The sequence below is a fragment of the Streptomyces sp. SBT349 genome, assembly GCF_001083795.1.
Lineage (GTDB): Bacteria > Actinomycetota > Actinomycetes > Streptomycetales > Streptomycetaceae > Streptomyces.
Window position 1 is genome coordinate 1 of record NZ_LAVK01000014.1, and the last position, 16,599, is coordinate 16,599.

Sequence of the window (16,599 nt, forward strand, 5' to 3'; positions counted from 1 at the left end):
GGGGGGACGGCGCCGGCGCGGGGCGGCGGGGAGCGGCCTACCGTTGCGGCATGACGCGCAGCACTCACTCCGTGACCAATCAGGCCACCCCCCTGGTGGGGTACGACGTCTTCGGCCGGGACGCGGCCCTCTCCGAGGCGTTCGCCCGGCACATCGGCGCGGAGGTGGCCGAGGAGGCGACGGCCGAACTGAGCGCGCTCGGGCGGGCGGCGGGCTCGGCCGAGGCGCAGGAGTGGGGCGCCCAGGCCAACGCGAACCCGCCGGTGCTGCGCACCCACGACCGTTACGGGAACCGCGTCGACGAGGTGGACTTCCACCCGTCCTGGCACCGGCTGCTCGGCCACGCGGTCTCGGCCGGGCTGACCGACGCCTGGTCGCGCCCGCACGGGCAACTGCGCCGGACCGCCGGGTTCCTGGTGTGGACGCAGGTGGAGGCGGGGCACGGCTGCCCGGTGTCGATGACGCACTCGGCCGTGCCCGCGCTGCGCGCTCAGCCGGAACTGGCCGCCGTGTGGGAGCCGTTGCTGACGTCACGGGCCTACGACCCGGCGCTGCGGCCCGCGCGCGAGAAGGCCGGGGTGCTGGCCGGGATGGGGATGACGGAGAAGCAGGGCGGCTCGGACGTGCGGGCCAACACCACGCGCGCCGAGCCGCTGGCCGAGCCGGGCGCCTACGCGCTGACGGGCCACAAGTGGTTCTGCTCGGCGCCGATGTCGGACGCGTTCCTGGTGCTGGCCCAGGCGCCGGGCGGCCTGACGTGCTTTCTGCTGCCGCGGGTGCTGCCGGACGGCGCGCGGAACACGTTCCTCGTCCAGCGGCTCAAGGACAAGCTGGGGAACCGGTCGAACGCCTCGTCCGAGGTGGAGTTCGACGGGACCACCGTCGCGTGGCGGGTCGGCGAGGAGGGGCGCGGGGTGGCGACCATCATCGAGATGGTCAGCGCCACGCGCCTGGACTGCGTGGCGGGCTCGGCGGCGATCATGCGCCAGGCGGTGGCCCAGGCGGCCCACCACGCGGCGGGGCGGGAGGCGTTCGGCGGGAAGCTGATCGACAAGCCCCTGATGCGGAACGTGCTGGCCGACCTGGCGCTGGAGTCGGAGGCCGCGACCGCGCTGACGATGCGGCTCGCGGCGGCGGCCGACGCCGCGGCGGCGGGCAGCGCGCAGGAGCGGCACCTGCTGCGGCTCGCGGTGCCGGCGGCGAAGTACTGGGTGACCAAGCGGTGCGTGCCGGTGGTGGCGGAGGCCCTGGAGTGTCTGGGCGGCAACGGCTATGTCGAGGAGTCGGGCATGCCGCGGCTGCTGCGCGAGTCGCCGCTCAACTCCATCTGGGAGGGCTCGGGCAATGTGCAGGCGCTGGACGTGCTGCGCGCGCTGCAACGGGAGCCGGGCGCGCTCAACGCGTTCCTCGCCGAGGTGGGCCGGGCGTCGGGCGCCGACCACCGGCTGGACGCGGCCGTCAAGGACCTGCTGACGGAGATGTCCGACCTGGAGGGCATCGAGGCGCGCGCCCGGCGCCTGGTGGAGCGGCTGGCGCTGGTGCTCCAGGGCACGCTGCTGGTGCGGTACGCGCCGCCCGCGGTGGCGGACGCGTTCTGCGCGTCGCGCCTGGGCGGCGAGGGCGGCGGGGCGTTCGGCACGCTGCCGGGGGGGGGCGATCTCGGCGCGCTCGTCGAACGGGCACGGCCGGTGAACGAGGCCTAGCCGCGGCAGGTTTGGGCTCGGGGCTTCGGGTTACGCGAAGTCATGACAACCCGCGGGAGCAGTTCCTCTGCGAAAGGGAAGTCATGTCAACCGTAATGATCATCGTTGTAGCCCTGGTCGTCGTCGCCATCGTGGGCGTGCTCGCGCTGCCGACCGTCGGACCGGGGAACGGCAGGCTCCAGCGCCGTTTCGGCCCGGAGTACGAGCGGACCGTGGCGCGGCACGACGGGGATGTCAAGGCGGCCAAGAAGGAGCTCTCCGAACGCCTGCGGCAGCACGGGCGCCTGCGGGCGCGACGGCTCACGACCGGTGAGCGGGAGCAGTACGAGGCCAAGTGGACGCGCGTCCAGGAGCAGTTCGTGGAGTCCCCGGCCCACGCCATGGCCGAGGCCGACCACCTGCTGACGCATCTCCTGCACGACCGCGGATACCCGTCGGCGGCGTATGACGACCAGGTGGCGGCGGTCTCCGTGCACCACCCGCGCCATGTCGACGCCTACCGCTCGCTGCACGGGCTCGCGGCCACGGCCAGCACCGGCGGCACCGGGACCGAGGAGTTGCGCGAGGCCCTGCTCCGGGCCAGGGACCTCTTCCACGAGGTGCTGACCGCGGGGCCGCGGGAGGGCGGGGAGCAGGGTCCGGCGCAGCGGCGCGGGATCCACGTGCGCTGGCCGCGGACCGGCGACCGGCAGCGGCACGGCGCCACCACCACGAAGGGCGGCGTGTGATGGAGGGACCGCGCACGGCGTCACACCCCGGGCCGGACACCAAAGCGGGGGCCACCGAGCGGGCCGGTGACGGCCCGGACCTCCCGGCCGGGGCCGGCACCGCCCCGCCGGTCCCCGAGGAGGCCCCGGCGATCGGGGCCGCGCCGCTCCCGGCCACCACGGCCGAGTCGGCGCCCGCGGTCAGGACGAACGGGCCGCTCTTCCCGCCGGACCAGGCCGAGCGGCTGAACACGGGCTTCCAGCGGGCGGTCGTCGGCTTCGTCGACGGCCCGGAACGGTCGCTGACCGACGCGGACTTCCTCGTGGAGGAGACCGTGGCACAGCTGACCGAGGCGCTGGGCGCCAGGAGGCGCGAGCTGCGCGCCGCCTGGCAGCACCGGGAGGCGGACACCGAACGGCAGCGGGTGCTGCTGCTCGACTACCGCGACCTGGTGGAGCGGCTGCTCGGCGTCTGACGGGAGCCGGAGTCCGACGAGGACCAACCGTCCCCCCACGAGACGGCCCCGGGAGTGCGTGCCTCCCGGGGCCGTCGCCCGGGGCCGTCGCCCGTCCGGGTGAGGGGGCGTGGTGGAATGGCCAGGTGAACGGTGCACCGACGGTCCGCGTGACGACCTGGTGGCTGGAGCAGACCTCGCCCGGCGACCTCTCCCCCGCCGTGCGCGCGCCGGAGGCGCCCCCGCTGCCCGCGCCGGTGCGGTCCGGGGTGCCGAGCCCCGAGTTCAGCCGCTTCCTGTATACGGCCGTGGGCGGCGACGTCACCTGGACCGACCGGCTGCCCTGGGACCACGCGCGGTGGCTGGCGTTCCTCGCGCGCCCCGGCGTCGAGACCTGGGTGGCCTACGAACGGGGCACGCCCGCCGGCTTCGTCGAGCTCGACGGGCACGACGAGGGCACCGTGGAGATCAGCTACTTCGGTCTGCTGCCCGCCTTCCGCGGCCGGGGCCTGGGGGGCCATCTCCTCTCCTTCGGAACGGAGCGCGCCTGGGACCTGGGGGAACGCTGGCGGGGCCGGGCGGCGACCCGGCGGGTGTGGGTGCACACCTGCACCAAGGACGGCCCGCACGCGCTGGCGAACTACCGGCGCCGCGGCTTCCGGCTGTTCGACACGACGGTGGAGGACGAGCCGGCGGCCGAGGCTCCCGGCCCCTGGCCGGGGGCTCACGACCGACAGTGACCGCCGGATCACCTGTATCATATACTGGGACTCTACTGTCCACATGTCGGATAACGGTGGACGCGCGGGTCACCGCGTGCCACGCTGCCGTCATGCCTCAAGCTGGAATCGCCCTGGTGAGTCGGCGCCATGTCGATCTTGGCCGCATGTCCAGCGCCATCTGTCCGGCATGCTGAGCACCTCCGCCTGAGCCTCCTCAGCCTCCCCTGCCCGCGGGCGCGCGCCCGCTTCTGACCAGGACTCCGCCCTGCCCCCGCGCCGTCGCGGGCGCGCCACACCGGGTGGAGTCCGAGCCCTGCTGCCCCGCACCCGCAGCCGTTCACAAAGGATGCCGCGACGATGTCCGATCCCGCCAAGAAGCCCGCGGTCGCGAAGAAGCCCACTCCCCCGTCCCGTCGCAAGGCCGGCCGCCACCGCGGCGAAGGCCAGTGGGCGGCGGGACACTTCACGCCGCTGAACGCCAACGAGCAGGTCAAGAAGGACGACGACGGCCTCAACGTGCGCACGCGCATCGAGACCATCTACGCCCACCGCGGGTTCTCCTCCATCGACGGCCAGGACCTGCGCGGGCGCATGCGCTGGTGGGGCCTCTACACGCAGCGCAGGCCCGGCATCCCCGGCGGCAAGACGGCGATCCTGGAGCCGGAGGAACTGGACGACGAGTACTTCATGCTCCGCGTCCGCATCGACGGCGGCCGGCTGACCACCGCGCAGCTGCGGATCATCGGGGAGATCTCGCAGGAGTTCGCGCGCGGCACCGCGGACATCACCGACCGGCAGAACGTCCAGTACCACTGGATCCGCATCGAGGACATGCCGGAGATCTGGCGCCGCCTGGAGGGCGTGGGCCTGTCCACCACCGAGGCGTGCGGCGACACCCCGCGCGTGGTCCTGGGCTCGCCGGTCGCGGGCATCGCCGAGGACGAGATCATCGACGGCACGCCCGCCATCGACGAGATCCACCGGCGCGTGGTGGGCAACAAGGCCTACTCGAACCTGCCACGGAAGTTCAAGACCGCCGTCTCGGGGTCCCCGCTGCTCGACGTGGCCCACGAGATCAACGACGTGGCGTTCGTCGGCGTGCACCACCCCGAGCGCGGCCCCGGGTTCGACGTGTGGGTCGGCGGCGGCCTGTCGACCAACCCCAAGATCGGTGTCCGGCTGGGTGCCTGGGTGCCGCTGGAGGAGGTCGCCGACGTCCACGAGGGCATCGTCGGCGTGTTCCGCGACTACGGCTACCGGCGGCTGCGGACCCGGGCCAGGATCAAGTTCCTCGTCGCCGACTGGGGCCCCGAGAAGTTCCGCGAGGTGCTGGAGCGGGAGTACCTGCTGCGGACCATGGCCGACGGGCCCGCGCCCGAGAAGCCCGTTCAGGACTGGCGCGACCATGTGGGCGTCCACCGCCAGCGCGACGGCCGCTACTACGTCGGCTTCGCCCCCCGCGTGGGCCGCGTCGACGGCGGCACGCTGGCCAAGATCGCCGACCTGGCCGAGGCCCACGGCTCGCTGCGCGTGCGCACCACCGTGGAACAGAAGATGATCATCCTCGACGTGCCGGAGGAGCGGGTCGAGTCCCTCACCGAGGGGCTGGCCGCGCTCGACCTGACCACCACGCCCTCGACGTTCAGGCGCGGGACCATGGCCTGCACCGGCATCGAGTTCTGCAAGCTCGCCATCGTCGAGACCAAGAGCCGCGCGGCCTCGCTCGTCGAGGAGATGGAGCGCCGCCTCCCCGAGTTCGACGAGCCCCTCACCATCAACGTCAACGGCTGCTCCAACTCCTGCGCCCGCATCCAGGTCGCGGACATCGGTCTCAAGGGGCAACTGGTCCTGGACGAGGAGGGCGAGCAGGTCGAGGGGTACCAGGTGCACCTCGGCGGCTCCCTGGGCCTCGAACCGGGATTCGGGCGCAAGGTCCGCGGCCTGAAGGTGACCGCCGCCGGGCTCCCCGACTATGTCGAGCGCGTCCTGCGCCGCTTCACGGAGCAGCGCGAGCCGGGCGAGCGCTTCGCCCGCTGGGCGGCGCGGGCCGACGAGGAGTCGCTGTCATGAGCGAGGGCGCGGGCGAGCGGGCCGCCCCGTTCTACTGCCCCTACTGCGGGGACGAGGACCTGCGCCCCAACGAGGAGGGCCCCGGCGCCTGGGAGTGCGCGGCCTGCAACCGCGCCTTCCGCCTCGCGTTCCTCGGCCTCCTCGCCAGGGGCCTGGTCCGCCCCACCGAGGGGGACGACGCCCAGCCGCGCTGACGGCCTTCGCTGACGACGTTCAAGGAAGGGCACCATGACCGCCACCACCACAGAGCACCTCCCGGAGGGGACCCTCCCCCGGGCGGAGCGGCTGCGCGCGCTCGCCGAGCGCGCCGGCCGCGACCTCGAGGGCGCCCCCGCGCTCGACGTGCTGCGCTGGGCCGCGGACACGTTCGGCCGACGGCTGTGCGTCACCTCCTCGATGGAGGACGCCGTCGTGGCCCACCTCGCCTCGCGCGCCCTGCCCGGCATCGACGTGGTGTTCCTCGACACCGGCTACCACTTCCCCGAGACCATCGGCACCCGTGACGCGGTCGCCGCCGTCATGGACGTCAACGTCGTCACGCTCACGCCCCGTTCGACCGTCGCCGAGCAGGACGCCGCCCACGGCCCCCGGCTGCACGACCGCGACCCCGACCTGTGCTGCGCCCTGCGGAAGGTCGAGGTGCTCCGGCGCGGCCTCGAAGGCTACGACGCGTGGGCGACCGGAGTCCGCAGGGACGAGTCGCCGACCCGCGCGAACACCCCCGTGGTCGCCTGGGACGCCACACGCGAAAAGGTGAAGATTGCCCCGATAGTCGGCTGGACCCAGGGCGATGTGGAAGCCTATGTGGAAGAGCACGGGGTGCTCACCAATCCGCTCCTCCAGGACGGCTACGCCTCCATAGGCTGCGCCCCCTGCACCCGCCGGGTCGCGGCGGGCGAGGACCCACGGGCCGGACGCTGGGCCGGGCTCGGCAAGACCGAATGCGGATTGCACGGCTGAGATGACGCCGACGACGAGGAAGCGCGAGATGAACGGCACAGGCGCGAGTGACGCGGGCCGGACGCGGGGCGCCACGGTCTGGCTCACCGGACTGCCCAGCGCCGGGAAGACCACCATCGCCCGCGCGCTGGCCGGGCGGCTGGCGCGCGAGGGCCACCGGGTCGAGGTGCTGGACGGGGACGAGATCAGGGAGTTCCTCTCCGCCGGGCTCGGCTTCGGCCGCGAGGACCGGCACACCAACGTCCAGCGCGTCGGCTTCGTCGCCGGACTGCTCGCCTCGCACGGCGTGAAGGCGCTGGTCCCGGTGATCGCCCCCTACGCGGACAGCCGGGAGGCGGTGCGCAAGCGCCACCAGACGACGGGCACGGCCTATGTCGAGGTGCACGTGGCCACGCCCGTCGAGGTGTGTTCGCGGCGGGACGTGAAGGGCCTGTACGCCAAGCAGGCGGCCGGCGCGCTCTCCGGGCTGACGGGGGTCGACGACCCCTATGAGATCCCGGCCGACCCCGACCTGCGGATCAACGCCCACGAGCAGACGGTCGAGGAGTCGGCGACGGCGCTCCACGTGCTGCTGCGGGAGCGGGGGCTCGCATGACCACCGCCGCGAGCACGGGAAACGCGGGCAGCGCGGGGGGCGCGGGACGAGGCACCGGGGGCGGCCGGGGGACGAACGACGAACGAGAGGAAGGCAGCATGACCACCACGGCGCACCGGGCCGGCGGCGGCCTCACCGGCAGCCCCTACGCCCTGTCCCACCTGGACGTGCTGGAGTCCGAGGCGGTGCACATCTTCCGCGAGGTGGCGGGGGAGTTCGAGCGGCCGGTGATCCTCTTCTCCGGCGGCAAGGACTCCATCGTCATGCTGCACCTGGCGCTGAAGGCGTTCGCGCCCGCGCCGCTGCCGTTCGCCCTGCTGCACGTGGACACCGGGCACAACTTCCCGGAGGTCATCGCCTACCGGGACCGCGTCGTCGCCCTGCACTCCCTGCGCCTGCACGTCGCCTCCGTCCAGGAGTTCATCGACAGCGGCAGGCTGCGCGAGCGCCCCGACGGCACGCGCAACCCGCTCCAGACCGTGCCGCTGCTGCACGCCATCGAGAGCGACCGCTTCGACGCCGTCTTCGGCGGGGGCCGGCGCGACGAGGAGAAGGCGCGCGCCAAGGAGCGGATGTTCTCGCTGCGGGACGAGTTCGGCGGCTGGGACCCGCGCCGCCAGCGGCCCGAGCTCTGGAACCTCTACAACGGGCGCCACGCGCCGGGCGAGCACGTGCGGGTCTTCCCGCTGTCCAACTGGACCGAGCTCGACGTCTGGCAGTACATCGCCCGCGAGAAGATCGAGATCCCCGAGATCTACTACGCCCACGAGCGCGAGGTCTTCCACCGCGACGGCATGTGGCTGGCCGCCGGGGACTGGGGCGGCCCGCGGGGCGACGAGTCCGCCGAGGCGCGCCTGGTGCGGTACCGCACGGTGGGCGACATGTCCTGCACCGGGGCGGTGGACTCGGACGCCGGGACCATCGAGCAGATCATCGCGGAGATCGCCGCCTCCCGGCTCACCGAGCGGGGCGCGACCCGGGCCGACGACAGGCTGTCCGAGGCCGCCATGGAGGACCGCAAGCGCGAGGGGTACTTCTGATGACCGGCGCGACCGCTCCCGGGGCCCCGGCCCCCGCCGGGTCGCCGCACACGACGGCGCTGCTGCGCTTCGCCACCGCGGGCTCGGTGGACGACGGCAAGTCCACGCTGGTCGGGCGGCTGCTGCACGACTCCAAGTCCGTGCTGGCCGACCAGTTGGAGGCCGTCGAGCTGGCCTCGCGCAACCGCGGCCAGGAGTCGGTGGATTTGGCGCTGCTCACCGACGGCCTGCGGGCCGAGCGCGAGCAGGGCATCACGATCGACGTCGCCTACCGCTACTTCGCCACGCCGCGGCGGCGTTTCATCCTCGCCGACACCCCGGGCCACGTGCAGTACACGCGGAACATGGTGACCGGCGCCTCGACGGCCGAGCTGGCCATCAACCTGGTCGACGCGCGCAACGGCGTGGTCGAGCAGACCCGCAGGCACGCCGCCGTCGCCGCGCTGCTGCGCGTCCCCCATGTGGTCCTCGCCGTCAACAAGATGGACCTCGTCGACTACGCCGAGAACGTGTTCGCCCGCATCGCGGGGGAGTTCACCGCGTACGCCGCCTCGCTCGGCATCCCCGAGGTCACCGCCATCCCCATCTCGGCGCTGGCCGGGGACAACGTGGTGACGGCCTCGCCCGCCATGGACTGGTACGGCGGCCCGACCGTGCTGGAGCACCTGGAGAGCGTCCCGGTCACGCACGACCCGACCGAGGACCCGGCCCGCTTCCCGGTGCAGTACGTCATCCGTCCCGGCACGCCCGAGCACCGCGACTTCCGCGGCTACGCCGGGCAGATCTCCTCCGGGGTGCTGCGCGTCGGGCAGCGCGTGGTGGTCCAGCCCTCGGGGCGCACCAGCACGATCGAGCGGATCGACGCGCTCGGCCAGTCCCTCGACGTGGCCTGGGCCCCGCAGTCGGTGACCCTCACCCTCGCCGACGACCTGGACATCTCGCGGGGTGACCTGATCGCCCCGGCCGACGGCTCGGCACGTCCGACGCGGGACATCACCGCGACCGTGTGCCACCTCCACGACCGGCCGCTGACCCCCGGCGCGCGCGTGCTGCTCAAGCACGCCACCCGCACGGTCAAGGCCCTGGTCAAGGAGATCCCCTCCCGGCTGACGCTGGCCGACCTCTCCCTGCACCGGGAACCGGGGGAACTGGTGGCCAACGACATCGGCCGGGTGGTCGTCCGCACCTCGGAACCGCTGGCGATGGACGCCTACGCGGACTCCCGCACCACCGGCTCCTTCCTGCTCATCGACCCCGCGGACGGCGCCACGCTGACCGCGGGGATGGTGGGCGACGCCTTCGCGGGGGCCGCGGCGCCCGCGGAACCGGAGGCGGACGCGTGGGACTTCTGACGGCGACCGGCGGCGTGTACGCCACGTTCGCCAAGGAGGGCGGGCGCATAGGCAGCGGCGCACGCGGCAGCGGCTACGGCGGCATGGGGCCTTGTGCGGGCTGACCTCGCCCCCCGTCCGTTCCGTTCGCCGCTTGCCCGTTCCGCCCCGAGAGGACCCGAATCACCGTGACCGCCTCCCGCACGCCCGTCCTGAGACGACCGCGCCGCCTGCGCGCCACCGCCGTCGTCCTCCCCCTGCTGCTGACCGCCGTCGCCGCCTGCGGCTACGGCTCCGACTCCGGGAACGAGGGGGACCCCGCGCCCTCGGGCGACGAGAGCGCGGGCGGCGAGGCGCTGTCCGCCGACGAGGTCAGCATCGGCTACTTCGCGAACATCACCCACGCCACGGCCGTGGTCGGCCTCCAGGACGGCGGTCCGATCACCGAGCAGCTGGGTGGCACCGAGGTCACCACGCAGATCTTCAACGCGGGCCCCTCCGCGATCGAGGCGCTGAACTCGGGCGACCTCGACCTGACGTTCATCGGTCCGAACCCGGCGATCAACGGCTGGGCGCAGTCCGGCGGCGAGAGCCTGCGGGTCGTCTCCGGCGCGGCCTCGGGCGGCGCCTCGCTGGTGGCCGACCCGGAGGCGGTGTCCGGCCTTGACGACCTGGCGGGCGCGCGGATCGCCACCCCCCAGCTGGGCAATACGCAGGACGTCGCCCTGCTCAACTACCTCGCCGAGGAGGGGTACGAGGTCGACGCGCAGGACGGCACGGGCGACGTCGAGGTGTTCCGCATCCCGAACGCCGAGATCCCCGCCGCGTTCGACAACGGCGACATCGACGGCGCGTGGGTCCCCGAGCCCACCGCGGCGAACCTGGTCAGCCGAGGCGCCGAGACGCTGCTCGACGAGGGCGAGCTGTGGGAGGACGGCCGGTTCGTCGTCACCCACCTGATCGCCTCGCAGGACTTCCTGGCCGAGCACGAGGACGTGGTCGAGGCCGTCGTCCGGGGCGTGGTGCGGACCAACGCGTGGATCAACGAGAACCGGGACGAGGCCAAGGAGCGGTTCAACTCGGAACTGGCCTCCCTCCCCGGCGGCAGCGAGCTGCCCCCGGAGATCCTCGACCCGGCCTTCGAAAACGTCGAGTTCCTCGACGACCCGCTGGCGGCGACCCTCCGGACCGGCGCGGAGCACGCGGTGACCGCCGGGCTGCTGGAGGAGACCGACCTGACGGGCATCTACGACCTGTCCATCCTCAACCGGGTGCTGGCGGAAGAGGGTCTGCCGGAGATCACCGATGACGCCGGTCTCGGCGTCGAGTGACGGTTCCCCTTCCCGGCCCGCCCAGGAGGCGACACCGATGGCCATAGCTCTCAGCAAGCCCGACAGCGAGGACGGCACCGGCTCCCCGTTCGCCGTCCGCCTCGACCGTGTCTCGAAGTCGTTCGGCCGCCCCGGCAAGCAGCAGCTGGTGCTCGACGACATCAGCCTGGACGTCGCGCCGGGCGAGTTCGTCACCCTGCTGGGCGCCTCGGGCTGCGGGAAGTCCACCCTGCTCAACCTGACGGCCGGGCTCGACGCGGCGTCCGCCGGCGCCATCTCGGTGCCGGGCGGGCGCCCCGCCCTGATGTTCCAGGACCACGCGCTCTTCCCGTGGCTGACCGCGGGCAGGAACATCGAGCTGGCGCTGCGGCTGCGCGGCGTGCCGAAGGCGGAGCGCCGCGAGGAGGCCGACCGGCTGCTGACGCTGGTGCGGCTGTCCGGGGCCCACGACAAGCGGGTCCACGAGCTGTCCGGCGGCATGCGCCAGCGCGTCGCGCTGGCGAGGGCGCTGGCCCAGGACAGCCAACTGCTGCTGATGGACGAGCCGTTCGCCGCGCTCGACGCCATCACGCGGGACGTGCTCCACGAGGAGCTGACCCGCATCTGGAACGAGACGGGTGTCTCGGTCCTCTTCGTCACGCACAACGTGCGCGAGGCCGTCCGCCTGGCGCAGCGGGTCATCCTGCTGACGTCGCGGCCGGGGCGGATCGCGCACGAGTGGCGGGTGGACATCGAGCAGCCGCGCCGCATCGAGGACGCCGAGGTCTCCGCGCTCTCCGTGGAGATCACCGAACGGCTCAGGGAGGAGATCCGCCGTCATGGCCAGCAGTGAGACGCGGCCCGGCCGCGAGCGTTCCACCGACCTCGCCGGTCTGGAGGCGGGGCTCGACGCGCTGGAGACCACCGCCGCCCCCGAACGGCTGCCCGTCGGCCGCATCCTGGTGACCAAGGTCCTGCCGCCCGTCGTGGCGATCGCCCTGGTCCTGCTGGTGTGGCAGATCGCGTACTGGTCCGACGTCCAGAAGGACTACTCGCTGCCGAGCCCGCTGGACGTGTGGGACGAGTTCGACCGGATGTGGCGGGAGGGCACCCTGTTCGAGTACATCTGGACCAGCGTCTCGCGCGGCGTCCTCGGCTTCGTGATCGCGGTCGCGATCGGCACCCCGCTGGGTCTGGTGGTGGCGCGGATCAAGGTGGTGCGGGCGGCCATCGGGCCGATCCTGACCGGGCTCCAGTCGCTGCCGTCGATCGCCTGGGTCCCGGCGGCGATCATCTGGTTCGGCCTGACCAACGGCACCATCTACGCGGTGGTGCTGCTGGGCGCCGTGCCGTCCATCGCCAACGGGATCGTCTCGGGCGTGGACCAGATCCCGCCGCTGTACCTGCGGGCCGGCCGGATGCTCGGCGCGCGGGGCCTGACCAGCGTCCGCCACATCCTGCTCCCGGCGGCGCTGCCCGGGTACCTGGCGGGGCTCAAGCAGGGCTGGGCGTTCTCCTGGCGGTCGCTGATGGCCGCGGAGCTGATCGTCCAGTCGCCCAGCCTGGGCACCGGGCTCGGCCAGCTGATGGACGGCTACCGGACCATGCAGAACATGTCGGGCGTCCTGGCCACGATCATCCTGATCCTGGTCGTCGGCGTCGCGATCGACCTGCTGTTCTTCTCCCCGCTCGAACGCCGGGTGCTGCGCGGCCGCGGGCTGCTGGCGCGTGTCTCGTGACCCGGCCACCGGCCGGGGCCCGGCCGCCCGCGCTGCTGATCGTGGCGCACGGCAGCCGCGATCCGCGGCACGCGGCGACCGTGTCCGCGCTCACCGCGCGGGTGCGGCGCCTGGCACCCGGGCCGCGGGTGGCCACCGGCTTCCTGGACTTCACGGTGCCGGGCGTGGACCAGGCCCTCTCCCGGCTGTACGCGGAGGGGGAACGGCGCGTCGTCGCGCTCCCGCTGCTGCTGAGCCGCGCCTTCCACGCCCGGCAGGACATCCCGGCCGTGCTCGCCGAACAGCGAGTCCGCATGCCGGGACTGACCATCCACCAGGCGGACGTTCTCGGTCCTGGGCCGCTGGTGCTCGCCGCCCTGGAACGGCGGCTGGGTGAGGCGGGCGCGGGGCTCGACGCGGCGGACCGGGCGGCCACCGGCGTGATACTGGCCTCGGCCGGGACCTCGGACCCCGAGGCGCTCGCCGCCATCGGCGCCCTCGCGCGCCGCTGGCGGCGCTCCGGGGGGTGGGGCGCGGTGCGGACCGCGTTCGCCTCGGCGGTGGCGCCCACGACGGCTGAGGCCGTCCGCGCGCTGCGCGCGGACGGCTTCGCGAGGGTGGCCGTGGCACCCTGTGTCATCGCGCCCGGCCGGCTGCCCGACCGCATCGAGTCGGGCGCGGCCGAGGCCGGGGCCGACGTCGTCGCCCCGGTCCTCGGCGCCGCGCCCGAGCTCGCCCGGCTGCTGCTGCGGCGCTACGCGGCGGCGGCGGCCGGGGCGCGGCGGCCCGCGCTGCTCGCCGGCTGACCGGGCCGGGCGGCCGTGGTGGCCGCCCGCCCGGCGTGCGTGTCAGCCGCCGTGCGGGGGCACGTACTTGTAGCCCACCCGGCGGACGGTCACGATGCGCTCGCGGTAGGCGGCGCCCAGCTTGCGGCGCAGCCTGGCGATGTGCACGTCCACCGTCCGCTGGTCCCCGACGGGGCCGTAGCCCCAGATCGTGGCGACCAGCTGCTCCCGGGTGTAGACCCGGTGCGGGTGCCGCACCAGGTGGGCCAGCAGCTCGAACTCCAGGTAGGTCAGCCTCAGGTGCTTCCCGTCCACGGTGGCGGTGCGCTCGTCGGCGTCCACCGCGATGGCGGGCCGCGCGGGCGTGGGCTCCGGCACCGGCGGGGCCGCCGAGAGCAGTTCGCCGAGCTGGGTGAGCTGCGTCCCGGCCGGGGCGAGCACCAGGTATCCGACCAGCGGCACGGCGCTGTCGGCGGTGCCCGCCGCCGCCTGCGGGACGAGCGTCACGGTCACGTCGGTCAGGTCGGGCAGGGCTGCGAGGTGCCGCATGGTCGACAGGGCCGACTCCTTCCACTGGGAGGTCCTCTGGGAGGGGATCACGCGGCGGCCTTGTGCTCGGTCGGGGCCGAGTCGATTTCTGGGACGACGGCGGGATCGGGATCGCGGGATATGTCCACGCCGGTGATCCGGGCGCCGACGCGCCCACCGACCCGGGAGATGTCGAAGCCGGTTGTGGTCATGCTGGAGCTGCCTTTCCGCATTGTCTGTGCCGGGTTACGGCCGTGTCCGGGGGAAACGGCAGCCGAATTCCTCCCGCAGGACCTTCACGGCACGACAGGTGCGGCGAGTCCGGGAATACGGAGGGGGTCAACACGCCGATGGGCGCGGGGAATACGGGAGTGCTTCGGCTGGGGCGCGGGTCAGAGACCGGCGGCACAGATGGCGCTGGCCTGCCGTCGGAGATCGACGTGCAGGCGCACAACGAGGAAATCAGCCTGGCTCACGATATGTGAGCATGACAGCACTTCCCTTGACCGTCAAGACGTGCATTCCCCGGTTGACCTTTATGGCTTCGACCGGCTATCTATGATCACCATGGCAACCAGCAAGCGCTTCTTCTCGCGATGGCACGTGGACCTCGTCCGCGTTGCCAGCGCGCTCTGTTGCCGCGGCCGTTTCTGACGGCCGCGCTCGCCCGGTGCCTCTCGGTCGCGGGCGCGGTGATGACTCCCGCTTCGCCCCGCTCACCGACACGTATCGAGGACCCTCATGCCCGCGCCCTCCCCCGCCGTCGTCACCCCCGCCCAACTCGCCGGGACCGCACGTTCCTTCGCCGCCCGCCGTGAACTCTGGGAGCCCCTGGTCCGGTTCACGCGGTCGGAGCGCTTCTACCGCCGCCTGGAGCGGACGGCCGACCACGAGGTGTGGCTGCTGACCTGGCTGCCCGGCCAGGGAACGGAGATCCACGACCACGGCGGCTCCTCCGGCTCGTTCACCGTGGTCAGGGGGGCGCTGAGCGAGCGGTCCTTCGCCTCGCCCGAGCCGACGACCAGGCGCCTGGAGACCGGCGCGGTCCGGCCGTTCGGCCCCCGGTACATTCACGAGGTGACCAACCGGGGCACCGAGCCCGCCGTCAGCATCCACGCCTACGCGCCCGCGCTGACGGCCCAGAACTACTACGGCTGGGCCGCGGACGGCGGCCTGAGCCTGCTGCGCACGGAGGCGGTGGACGAGTGAGCATCGACACGTACCTGGTCGAGGCGCGGAGCGGCCTGGACCGGCTCGGCCCGCACGAGGCGCGGGCCGCGGCCGAGGAGGGGGCGGTCCTGGTGGACACCCGCCCGGCGTTCCAGCGCGAGGCGAGCGGAACGATCCCCGGCGCGCTCGTCATCGAGCGCAACCACCTGGAGTGGCGCTGCGACCCGGAGAGCGGGGCGTCCGTCCCCGAGGCGAAGGGGCGGGACGTGCGGTGGATCGTCTTCTGCGACGAGGGCTACGCCTCCTCGCTGGCCGCGGCCTCCCTGCGCGCGATCGGCCTGCGCCGCGCGACGGACCTGACCGGCGGCTTCCAGGCGTGGCGCGCCGCGGGCCTCCCGGTCACGCCCCCCGCCCGGCCGGGGAACGCCCCCGGCTGAGCCGGGCGCGGTGGGGACGTCCGGGCCCCCGGCGGCCTCAGCCCCGCCCCAGCACCTCGGCCTCCCTCTCCGCCGCCAGCCCGAGCGCGCCGCGCTCCGGGACGTCGGGAAGGTCCCCGCCAAGGCCCCGGATCCACGCCCAGGTGTCGGCGACGGTCTCGGCGACGGGACGGCACCGCAGTCCCGAGGCCAGCGCCCTGGAGACGTCGGAACGGTGCAGCGACGCGTGGAACTCGCCGGGGGAGGTCCAGATGGGCAGCTCGGTCCAGGGCGCGATCCCCGCGGCCAGGATCGTCTCGGGATCGGTCCACCTGAGCTCCGCGTCCGAGCCGGTGACGTCCACGCACGCGTCGAGGAGCTCCCCCATCGTGGTGTGCCCCGACGCGCTGACGAGGTCGTAGGGCCCGGCCAGGCCACGTTCCGCCGCGTCCAGGATCCAGCGCGCCAGGTCGCGGACGTCGACGTACTGGAGCGGCAGGCCGGGCGGGCCCGGGGCCAGCACGGGACCGCCGCGGGCGATCCTGGCCAGCCACCACGGCAGCCGCCCGACGTTCTCGTGCGGCCCCAGGATGAGGCCGCAGCGCACGAACAGCGACCGGTCCGCGCCGAAGGCGGCCTCGGCCGCCAGCTCCCCGCCCCGCTTGTCGGCCGCGTACTCCGTGACGTCCGCGTCGGGCGAGGCGTCCACCACCGGGGCGTCCTCCGTCGCCCCGGCCGGGATCGGCCAGCGGTAGACCGACCGGCTGGAGACATAGGTGAAGTGCCCGGCCCGGCCGGCGAGGAGCCCGGCGGCGTCCCGCACCGCCCGCGGCGCGTCGCTCCAGGTGTCCACGACGAGGTCCCACGCCCCCTCGGCCAGCGCCGCGAGGCCGCCCTCCTCGGTCCGGTCGCCGACCAGCGGGACCACGCCCGGGGGTGCGGCGGCGCGGCCCCGGTTGAAGGCGGTGACGGACCAGCCGCGGGCCAGGGCCTCTTCGGCGACGGCCCGGCCCGCGAACGTCGTGCCGCCGAGGATCAGCAGTGATGTGCCACTCATGCGCCCACTCATGCGCCCAGGGTCCCCGCGCT

Annotated in this window: 21 protein-coding genes; 17 read left to right on the plus strand and 4 right to left on the minus strand. The window is 73.8% G+C overall.

Features of this window, described 5'->3' with window-relative positions:
• Positions 1–50: 50 nt before the first annotated feature.
• The 15 genes from ADY01_RS03240 to ADY01_RS03305 all read left to right on the plus strand — a co-directional run bounded on the left by ADY01_RS03240 (position 51) and on the right by ADY01_RS03305 (position 13,417).
• Positions 51–1,703 carry an acyl-CoA dehydrogenase family protein gene (locus tag ADY01_RS03240; RefSeq protein WP_049565101.1) on the plus strand — a complete coding sequence of 551 codons (1,653 nt, stop codon included), beginning with the start codon at positions 51–53 and terminating at the stop codon, positions 1,701–1,703.
• A gap of 83 nt (positions 1,704–1,786) precedes the next feature.
• Positions 1,787–2,431: a hypothetical protein gene (locus tag ADY01_RS03245; protein WP_199826151.1), complete on the plus strand. Its 645-nt coding sequence runs from the start codon at positions 1,787–1,789 to the stop codon at positions 2,429–2,431.
• Positions 2,431–2,886: a hypothetical protein gene (locus tag ADY01_RS03250; protein WP_049565103.1), complete on the plus strand. Its 456-nt coding sequence runs from the start codon at positions 2,431–2,433 to the stop codon at positions 2,884–2,886. Before ADY01_RS03245 ends, ADY01_RS03250 begins: the two co-directional genes overlap by 1 nt.
• Positions 2,887–3,011: 125 nt before the next feature.
• Positions 3,012–3,605: a GNAT family N-acetyltransferase gene (locus ADY01_RS03255; protein ID WP_049565107.1), complete on the plus strand. Its 594-nt coding sequence runs from the start codon at positions 3,012–3,014 to the stop codon at positions 3,603–3,605.
• Positions 3,606–3,697: 92 nt separating this feature from the next.
• Positions 3,698–3,781, plus strand: coding sequence for a putative leader peptide (locus ADY01_RS41720; protein ID WP_420715567.1), 84 nt, complete (start codon positions 3,698–3,700; stop codon positions 3,779–3,781).
• A gap of 163 nt (positions 3,782–3,944) precedes the next feature.
• Positions 3,945–5,657, plus strand: coding sequence for a nitrite/sulfite reductase (locus tag ADY01_RS03260; RefSeq protein WP_049565109.1), 1,713 nt, complete (start codon positions 3,945–3,947; stop codon positions 5,655–5,657).
• Complete coding sequence (locus ADY01_RS03265; RefSeq protein ID WP_049565111.1) at positions 5,654–5,851, plus strand: hypothetical protein; 198 nt, start codon at positions 5,654–5,656, stop codon at positions 5,849–5,851. The genes ADY01_RS03260 and ADY01_RS03265 overlap by 4 nt, the downstream gene beginning before the upstream one ends.
• Positions 5,852–5,885: 34 nt before the next feature.
• On the plus strand, positions 5,886–6,617 hold the full coding sequence (locus ADY01_RS03270; protein ID WP_049565113.1) for a phosphoadenylyl-sulfate reductase: 732 nt from the start codon (positions 5,886–5,888) through the stop codon (positions 6,615–6,617).
• 28 nt (positions 6,618–6,645) lie between these two features.
• Positions 6,646–7,212, plus strand: a complete 567-nt coding sequence (gene cysC / locus ADY01_RS03275) for an adenylyl-sulfate kinase (protein WP_049565116.1) — start codon at positions 6,646–6,648, stop codon at positions 7,210–7,212.
• Between the two features lie 98 nt (positions 7,213–7,310).
• Entirely contained in the window at positions 7,311–8,252 is a 942-nt protein-coding gene (gene cysD / locus ADY01_RS03280) for a sulfate adenylyltransferase subunit CysD (RefSeq protein ID WP_049565120.1), read from the plus strand.
• Positions 8,252–9,604 carry a sulfate adenylyltransferase subunit 1 gene (locus ADY01_RS03285; protein WP_049565122.1) on the plus strand — a complete coding sequence of 451 codons (1,353 nt, stop codon included), beginning with the start codon at positions 8,252–8,254 and terminating at the stop codon, positions 9,602–9,604. The genes cysD and ADY01_RS03285 overlap by 1 nt, the downstream gene beginning before the upstream one ends.
• 167 nt (positions 9,605–9,771) lie before the next feature.
• The gene (locus tag ADY01_RS03290; RefSeq protein WP_049565124.1) at positions 9,772–10,914 is read left to right on the plus strand and encodes an ABC transporter substrate-binding protein; all 1,143 of its coding nucleotides are present in this window, start codon (positions 9,772–9,774) and stop codon (positions 10,912–10,914) included.
• 37 nt (positions 10,915–10,951) lie between these two features.
• Positions 10,952–11,746, plus strand: coding sequence for an ABC transporter ATP-binding protein (locus ADY01_RS03295; RefSeq protein ID WP_049565126.1), 795 nt, complete (start codon positions 10,952–10,954; stop codon positions 11,744–11,746).
• Positions 11,733–12,632, plus strand: a complete 900-nt coding sequence (locus ADY01_RS03300; RefSeq protein ID WP_049565128.1) for an ABC transporter permease — start codon at positions 11,733–11,735, stop codon at positions 12,630–12,632. Before ADY01_RS03295 ends, ADY01_RS03300 begins: the two co-directional genes overlap by 14 nt.
• Positions 12,629–13,417 (plus strand): sirohydrochlorin chelatase, encoded by a 789-nt coding sequence (locus tag ADY01_RS03305; RefSeq protein ID WP_049565131.1) that lies wholly within the window; start codon positions 12,629–12,631, stop codon positions 13,415–13,417. Before ADY01_RS03300 ends, ADY01_RS03305 begins: the two co-directional genes overlap by 4 nt.
• Before the next feature lie 42 nt (positions 13,418–13,459).
• On the opposite strand, the gene ADY01_RS03310 is transcribed toward ADY01_RS03305, so the two are convergent.
• The 3 genes from ADY01_RS03310 to ADY01_RS41725 form a co-directional block, all read right to left on the minus strand.
• The gene (locus tag ADY01_RS03310) at positions 13,460–13,996 is read right to left on the minus strand and encodes a winged helix-turn-helix domain-containing protein (protein ID WP_234320038.1); all 537 of its coding nucleotides are present in this window, start codon (positions 13,994–13,996) and stop codon (positions 13,460–13,462) included.
• A complete protein-coding gene (locus ADY01_RS38835; RefSeq protein ID WP_159000926.1) occupies positions 13,993–14,136 on the minus strand; it encodes a hypothetical protein in 144 nt (47 codons plus the stop codon). Before ADY01_RS38835 ends, ADY01_RS03310 begins: the two co-directional genes overlap by 4 nt.
• A gap of 180 nt (positions 14,137–14,316) precedes the next feature.
• Complete coding sequence (locus tag ADY01_RS41725) at positions 14,317–14,421, minus strand: putative leader peptide (protein WP_420715566.1); 105 nt, start codon at positions 14,419–14,421, stop codon at positions 14,317–14,319.
• Positions 14,422–14,665: 244 nt separating this feature from the next.
• On the opposite strand from ADY01_RS41725, the gene ADY01_RS03315 reads away from it, so the two are divergent.
• On the plus strand, positions 14,666–15,133 hold the full coding sequence (locus ADY01_RS03315; RefSeq protein WP_049565134.1) for a cysteine dioxygenase: 468 nt from the start codon (positions 14,666–14,668) through the stop codon (positions 15,131–15,133).
• Positions 15,130–15,531, plus strand: a complete 402-nt coding sequence (locus ADY01_RS03320; protein WP_049565136.1) for a rhodanese-like domain-containing protein — start codon at positions 15,130–15,132, stop codon at positions 15,529–15,531. Before ADY01_RS03315 ends, ADY01_RS03320 begins: the two co-directional genes overlap by 4 nt.
• A 37-nt stretch (positions 15,532–15,568) precedes the next feature.
• Here the strand turns inward: ADY01_RS03320 and ADY01_RS03325 are convergent, their stop codons facing one another.
• A complete protein-coding gene (locus ADY01_RS03325) occupies positions 15,569–16,567 on the minus strand; it encodes an NAD-dependent epimerase/dehydratase family protein (protein WP_049565138.1) in 999 nt (332 codons plus the stop codon).
• Positions 16,568–16,599: the final 32 nt, after the last annotated feature.